Origin of the sequence: Streptomyces pseudogriseolus (assembly GCA_002154585.1) — a bacterium.
Lineage (GTDB): Bacteria > Actinomycetota > Actinomycetes > Streptomycetales > Streptomycetaceae > Streptomyces > Streptomyces pseudogriseolus.
Window position 1 is genome coordinate 1 of the sequence record MUNG01000466.1, and the last position, 6,656, is coordinate 6,656.

The following is a 6,656-nucleotide window of genomic DNA, read 5'->3' on the forward strand; positions in this document are numbered from 1 at the left end:
CCCCGGCGTCCCCGCGCACCGCGACGGCGTCGACTGGGCGGAGGCCCGCACGACCGCCGAGCGCGCCCCCCGCCGGGGCGGCGGCCACCGCACCGGGTACCTCACGCCCGTGTCGGTCCCGCTGTCCTCCGCCCTCGGTCTCACCCTGGCCGCCCCGCTGATCGCGCTGACCGACCTGCCGTCGTTCGACACCTCCGCGATGGACGGCTGGGCGGTGTCCGGCCCCGGACCCTGGGACGTGCGGGAGGAGGGCGTCCTCGCCGGGCACACCGCGCACGCGCCGCTGACCGACGGGGAGGCCGTCCGGATCGCCACCGGCGCGCGTATCCCGCCGGACACCACCGCCGTCCTGCGCAGTGAGCACGGCAGTACGGACGACACGGGCCGGCTGCACGCCACCGCCGCGACCCGGGCGCCGCACACCGTGTCCCACGGCCAGGACATCCGCCCTCGCGGCCAGGAGTGCCGCAACGGCGACCAGTTGCTGCCCGTGGGCACGCTGGTGACCCCGCCGGTGCTCGGCATGGCCGCGGCGGCGGGGTACGACACGCTCACCGTCGTCCCCCGGACCCGCGCCGCCGTGTTCGTGCTCGGCGACGAGCTGCTCGGCGAAGGGCTGCCGCACGACGGGCTGATCCGGGACGCGTTGGGCCCGCTGCTGCCGCCGTGGCTGCGCGCGCTCGGCGCCGACGTCGTCGACGTACGACGGGTCGGGGACGACGAGGCCGCCTTGCAGCAGGCGCTGATGGCGTGTGAGGCCGATGTCGTGGTCACCACGGGCGGCACCGCGGCGGGTCCGGTCGACCATGTCCATCCCACGCTGCGGCGTCTCGGCGCCGAGCTGCTGGTGGACGGGGTCGCGGTGCGGCCCGGTCACCCGATGCTGCTGGCCCGGATCTCGGAGAAGCAGTACCTCGTCGGCCTACCGGGCAATCCGCTCGCCGCCGTGTCCGGCCTGGTCACACTGGCCGAGCCGCTGCTGCGCACCCTGGCGGCCCGCCCCGCCCCGGAGGGGTACACGCTGCCGCTTCGGGACGCGGTGCAGGGGCACCCGTACGACACCCGGCTGGTTCCCGTCGCCCTGCGCGGAGACCGGGCGCTGCCGTTGCTGTACAACGGGCCGGCCATGCTGCGCGGGATCGCCGCGGCGGACGCGCTGGCCGTCGTACCGCCCGGGGGTGCGAAGCCCGGGTACGAGGCGGAACTGCTGGACCTGCCCTGGGCGTCCGGGGGAATCGGGGTGTGTTTCACGTGAAACTTCCGGGCCAGGATGCCATTGCCCGTCAGGCCGACGAGCATCTCGTCACGTCCCGGGTCAAGCTGCCGCGCAAGTTGGTGGAACACCCGATCCGTCAGGTCGCCAAGCGGCTGTCGATGGCGCTGCTGGTGCTCGTGGTGACGGCGTTCGTCGTGTACGCCGACCGGGACGGGTACACCGACAACTCGGACGGTCCCGTCGACCTGCTGGACGCGTTCTACTACGCGACCGTCACGCTCTCCACCACGGGCTACGGCGACATCACGCCGGTGTCGGACGGGGCCCGGCTCACCAACATCTTCGTCATCACCCCGCTGCGCGTGATGTTCCTGATCATTCTGGTCGGCACCACCCTCGAGGCGCTCACCGAACGCACCCGGGAGGAATGGCGACTGAACCGCTGGAGGTCCACGTTGCGCGATCACACCGTCGTCGTCGGGTTCGGGACCAAGGGACGGTCCGCGATCAGGACGGTCTGTGCGACAGGGCTCCGCAAGGAGCAGGTCGTGGTCGTCGATCCCAGCGCGAAGGCGATCGACGCGGCCACGGCGGACGGCTATGCGGGCGTCATAGGGGACGCGACACGCAGCGAGGTGCTGAAGCGGGCCGAGCTCCAGCGGGCCCGCCAGGTCATCATCGCGACCCAGCGCGACGACACGGCGGTCCTGGTCACGCTGACGGCGCGCCAGCTCAACCGCAACGCGAAGATCGTCGCCGCGGTCCGTGAGGAGGAGAACGCGCCGCTGCTCAAGCAGTCGGGCGCCGACGCGGTCATCACCAGCGCCAGCGCGGCCGGGCGGCTGCTGGGTCTCTCCGTGCTGAGCCCGGCCGCGGGCATGGTCATGGAGGACCTCATCCAGCAGGGCACCGGGCTGGACGTCGTGGAACGGCCGGTCATAAAGGCCGAGGTGGGGAAGACCCTACGGGAGCTGGACGACCTGGTGGTGAGCGTGGTGCGCGGGCACCGGGTGCTCGGTTACGACGACCAGGACGTCGGAACGCTGGAGCTGACGGACCGGCTGATCACGATCATCCGGGCCACTCCGGGCAGCCAGGTGGCCCCGGACGTCCGGCCGCTGCGCAGCTGACAGCCGCTTCCGCGGACGAACGAGACGACGGCCCCGAGGATCCGGTCCTCGGGGCCGTCGCCGTGGCTGCGGTTGTGCGCTCCGCCTACTTGCGGTTGTAGAGCCGCATCGTCACCGGTCCGAAGACCACGACGAACAGGGCCGACCAGCCCAGCGTCCACATCACGTCCGCGGCCGGCCACTCCCCGGCCATCAGCCCGCGCACCGCCGACGCCAGGTGGGTCACCGGGCTGTTGTTGACGAAGGCCTGGAGCCAGCCGGGCATCGTCCGCGGGTCGACGAAGACGTTGGACAGGAAGGTGAGCGGGAAGATCACCATCATGCTGACGCTCATCACCGACTTCTCGGTGCGCAGCAGCAGCCCGAACATCGTCCAGATCCACGAGAAGGCGAACGAGAACACCAGCAGCAGCGCGATCCCGGCGACCACGCCCATGACGCCGCCGTCGGCGCGGTAACCGAGCAGCAGGCCCATGCACAGCATGATCACGGACGCGATGGTGTAGCGCAGGGCGTCGCCGAGGAGATAGCCGACCATCGCCGAGGGCCGCCAGATCGGCAGCGAGCGGAAGCGGTCGAAGACGCCCTTCTCGATGTCGATGTTCACCGAGACGCCGGTGTACATGGTGATCATGACGACCGACATCACGAGGATGCCCGGCAGGACGAACTGGATGTAGTCCGTCGGCGACCCGGCCAGCGCGCCTCCGAAGAGGTACGTGAACATCAGCAGGTTCATGATCGGGAAGGCCGTGACGTCGAACAGCTGCTCAGGCACGTGCTTGATCTTCAGCACGGCACGCCAGCCGAACGTCAGGGAGGTGGACAGCGAGCTGGGCCGCGGCGGCCGCTCCTTGGCGACCAGCAGCGCCGCCAGCGACTCCGTGCTGACCGGCGCCAGTTCCCTGGTCTCCGCGCTCGTGGCCGTGCTCATGCCGCCACCTCGTCCTTCGTGTCGTTGCCGGTGCCGTCCGCGGCGCCGGTGTCGTGGCCGGTCAGCGCGAGGAAGACCTCGTCGAGGCTCGGCTGGCCGAGGGAGAAGTTGTCGACGGTGACGCCAGCGCGGGACAGCTCGGTGAGCGCCCGTGCCGCCTGGTCGGCGGCGGTGTCGCTGGTCGCGGCGTTGAGCCGGGCGGTGAGCGCCACGGGGTCGGGTTCCAGCTGCACCTCCGCGAGCAGCAGGTCGCGCAGCAGCCGCTCGGCGTCGGCACGGCGCTCGGGGTCGCGCAGCCGCACATGGACGGAACCGGCGCCCACGGACGCCTTGAGCTCGCCCTTGGTGCCCTCGGCGATCACCCGGCCCTTGTCGATCACGGCGATCCGGGACGCGAGCTGGTCGGCCTCGTCCAGGTACTGCGTGGTCAGCAGGACGGTGGTGCCCTGGGCGACGACCGCGCGCACGATGTCCCACACCTGGTTGCGGCTGCGCGGGTCGAGGCCGGTGGTGGGCTCGTCGAGGAACAGCAGGTCCGGGGTGTTGAGGATGGACGCGGCGATGTCGATGCGGCGCCGCATGCCGCCCGAGTACTGCTTGACCTGCTTGCCGGCCGCTTCGGTGAGACCGAACGCCTCCAGCAGCTGTGCGGCGCGCTCGCGGGCGGCGGGCTTGCGGTGGCCGAGCAGCCGGCCCAGCAGGACGAGGTTCTCCGTGCCGGTGAGGTCCTCGTCCACCGACGCGTACTGGCCGGTGAGGCTCACCCGGGAGCGGACCGCGTCGGCTTCGCGCACGACGTCGTGGCCGAAGACCTGGGCGACACCGCCGTCCGGGCGGAGCAGGGTGGCGAGCATCTTCACGGTGGTGGTCTTGCCGGCGCCGTTCGGTCCGAGGACGCCGTAGACCGTGCCCGTGGGCACCGCGAGGTCCACGCCGTCGACGGCCCGTGTCTCACCGAAGGTCTTGACCAGGCCGGCGGTCTCGATCGCCAGGCCGGACGTCTGCGTGCTCATGCTTCGGGTCCTTCCGCGTGCGTGGGCTACGCATGGGGAGACTTTTACCGTCGCGCGAACTCATCGGTCGCGCACGCGGATTTCCGGCGCCCGCCCCGGCCGCCTCCGGGCGGGGACGCACCCTCGGGGGCGCGTGGCGGACGCGGCCTGCCGGAGTACCGTCCCCCTCATGCATGCGATCACGATTCCCGAACCCGGTGGGCCCGAGGCATTGGTGTGGGACGAGGTCCCCGACCCGGTGGCCGGCGAGGGCGAGGTCCTCGTCGACGTGGTGGCCACGGCCGTCAACCGGGCCGACCTCCTGCAACGCCAGGGCTTCTACGACCCGCCGCCCGGCTCGTCCCGCCACCCCGGCCTCGAGTGCTCCGGCCGGATCGCGGCGGTCGGCCCCGGGGTGAGCGGCTGGGCCGTCGGTGACGAGGTGTGCGCGCTGCTCTCCGGCGGCGGATACGCCGAGAAGGTCGCCGTCCCCGCCGGGCAGCTCCTGCCCGTCCCGGAAGGGCTCTCCGTCGACCGGGCCGCCGCGCTGCCCGAGGTGGTCTGCACGGTCTGGTCGAACGTCTTCATGATCGCCCATCTGCGCCCCGGCGAGACGTTCCTCGTGCACGGCGGCTCCAGCGGCATCGGCACCATGGCGATCCAGCTCGCCAAGGCCGTCGGGGCGAAGGTCGCCGTCACGGCGGGCACGGCGGAGAAGCTGGAGCGCTGCGCCGAACTGGGCGCGGACATCCTGATCAACTACCGCGAGCAGGACTTCGTGGCCGAGCTGCGGGAGGCCACGGACGGCAGGGGCGCGGACGTCATCCTCGACAACATGGGCGCGAAGTACCTGGACCGCAACGTCCAGGCGCTGGCCGTGAACGGCCGGCTCGCGATCATCGGCATGCAGGGCGGGGTCAAGGGCGAGCTGAACATCGGCGCCCTGCTCGCCAAGCGCGCCGCGATCAGCGCGACCACCCTGCGCGCCCGGCCGCTGGAGGAGAAGGCCGCGATCGTGGCGGCCGTACGGGAGCACGTGTGGCCCCTGGTGTCCGGCGGTCACGTGCGTCCGGTGGTCCACCGGGAGATCCCCATGCCGGACGCCGCCGAGGCGCACCGGATCGTGGAGGACAGCTCCCACATCGGCAAGGTTTTGCTGGTCACGCCCGGCTGAGCCGCGGTCGCGCCTGCCGGGGGTCAGCGCGCCCCGCGTTCCTGACGCATCCGCAGCCCCAGGAACGCGAGGGCGAACCCGAGTCCGATGAGGATCAGGCCGCTGCCCAGCGGCAGGATGCGCAGCACCGGCTCCACGGCGGTGCCCGCGACGGTGTCCGGCCGCGCGGCCGGGGACGAGGTGGCGGGCACCGGGGCCGCCGCGGTGTCGCCGGATTCCGTCGGCGTCACTCCGCCGGAGTCACCGGCCGGGGACTGCTCGGCCGGGTCGTCCTCCGCCGGGGTGGAGGCGTCACGCCGGGCGTCCGGCCGCCGCACGCCGTCGCCGTCCGGGCGTCCGGCCTCGTGGGATTCCGTGCCCTCCTGCTCGGCACGGCCCCGCCGGGGCGGCCTGGTGTCGCGGGACTCCTCCCGCGCCGTCTCGTCCCGCCCGGGCCGGTCCCGTCCCTCGCCCGGTCCGCTCCCCGGCCGGGACGCGGAGGGCGAGGCCGAGCGTGAGGGCGAGGCGGAGGGGGAGCGGGACACCGCGCGGGTCCGGTCGCTCTCCTCGGCGCCCGGAGGCGTCCGCTCCGCCCCGTACGCCACGCCGGCCGCACCCGGCGGTCCGCCGAGCGGGCCGACCGGCAGCAGCACGGCCCCCGCCCCCAGTACGAACGTCGCCCCCAGTGTGCGCAGCCATGAAGTCACGACCGTGACCTCCCACGCCGCCCGGTGCGGGGCCGCACCGCCGGCAAGTCGGGCCGAATGGACCCCAACAGCCTCGCACCGGGGGCCGACCCCGGCATGCCGGACAGACCCGTCCGGATGACCCCCCACCAAGCGGGCACCCGCGCCCGCTTTCCGGGCCACGCCCGAGGTCCTGTCTCGCGCCCGTTTCCCCGGACCGTGCCCTAAGACCCACTCCCGCGCCCGCCGGGACCGCGTCTCGCGCCCGCGCTCGGGCCTGCGCCCGAGGGCGCTGCCCCGCCCACTTCCCAGGCCGCGCGTCCGACGGCGCTTCCGCGTCCTCCTCCCGAGGCCGCCACCGAAGACCGCTTCCCGGACCGCTTGCGGGGCCGTGCCGCAGGCCGCGTCCGCTCCTGCTTCGCGGGGGCGATTGCGAGAGTTGCTTCCCGGACCGCTTCCGGAGGCCGTGCCCGAACGCGAGCCGTGCCCGAACGTGAGCCGCGCCCGCCTCCCGGGCGCGAGCCCGCGCCCGGGAGGCGGGCGCG

General features: G+C 73.2%; 6 protein-coding genes. 3 read left to right on the plus strand and 3 right to left on the minus strand.

What is annotated here, in order from left to right:
- Together CCN29_RS31110 and CCN29_RS31115 are read left to right on the plus strand one after the other, a co-directional pair.
- Positions 1–1,255 (plus strand): molybdopterin molybdotransferase MoeA (locus CCN29_RS31110; RefSeq protein ID WP_442538584.1); only part of this gene is annotated, 1,255 nt, incomplete at its 5' end.
- Positions 1,252–2,346 carry a potassium channel family protein gene (locus CCN29_RS31115; RefSeq protein ID WP_006134906.1) on the plus strand — a complete coding sequence of 365 codons (1,095 nt, stop codon included), beginning with the start codon at positions 1,252–1,254 and terminating at the stop codon, positions 2,344–2,346. The genes CCN29_RS31110 and CCN29_RS31115, both read left to right, overlap by 4 nt.
- 85 nt (positions 2,347–2,431) lie before the next feature.
- Here CCN29_RS31115 and CCN29_RS31120 read toward each other — a convergent pair whose 3' ends face one another.
- Together CCN29_RS31120 and CCN29_RS31125 are read right to left on the minus strand one after the other, a co-directional pair.
- Complete coding sequence (locus CCN29_RS31120; RefSeq protein ID WP_086685865.1) at positions 2,432–3,280, minus strand: ABC transporter permease; 849 nt, start codon at positions 3,278–3,280, stop codon at positions 2,432–2,434.
- Positions 3,277–4,293: an ATP-binding cassette domain-containing protein gene (locus CCN29_RS31125; protein WP_031060665.1), complete on the minus strand. Its 1,017-nt coding sequence runs from the start codon at positions 4,291–4,293 to the stop codon at positions 3,277–3,279. The genes CCN29_RS31120 and CCN29_RS31125 overlap by 4 nt, the downstream gene beginning before the upstream one ends.
- Positions 4,294–4,462: 169 nt before the next feature.
- Between CCN29_RS31125 and CCN29_RS31130 the strand changes: the two genes are divergently transcribed.
- Positions 4,463–5,446 carry an NAD(P)H-quinone oxidoreductase gene (locus tag CCN29_RS31130; protein WP_031060663.1) on the plus strand — a complete coding sequence of 328 codons (984 nt, stop codon included), beginning with the start codon at positions 4,463–4,465 and terminating at the stop codon, positions 5,444–5,446.
- A 23-nt stretch (positions 5,447–5,469) separates the two neighbouring features.
- Here the strand turns inward: CCN29_RS31130 and CCN29_RS31135 are convergent, their stop codons facing one another.
- Positions 5,470–6,132 carry a hypothetical protein gene (locus CCN29_RS31135; RefSeq protein WP_086685867.1) on the minus strand — a complete coding sequence of 221 codons (663 nt, stop codon included), beginning with the start codon at positions 6,130–6,132 and terminating at the stop codon, positions 5,470–5,472.
- Positions 6,133–6,656: the final 524 nt, after the last annotated feature.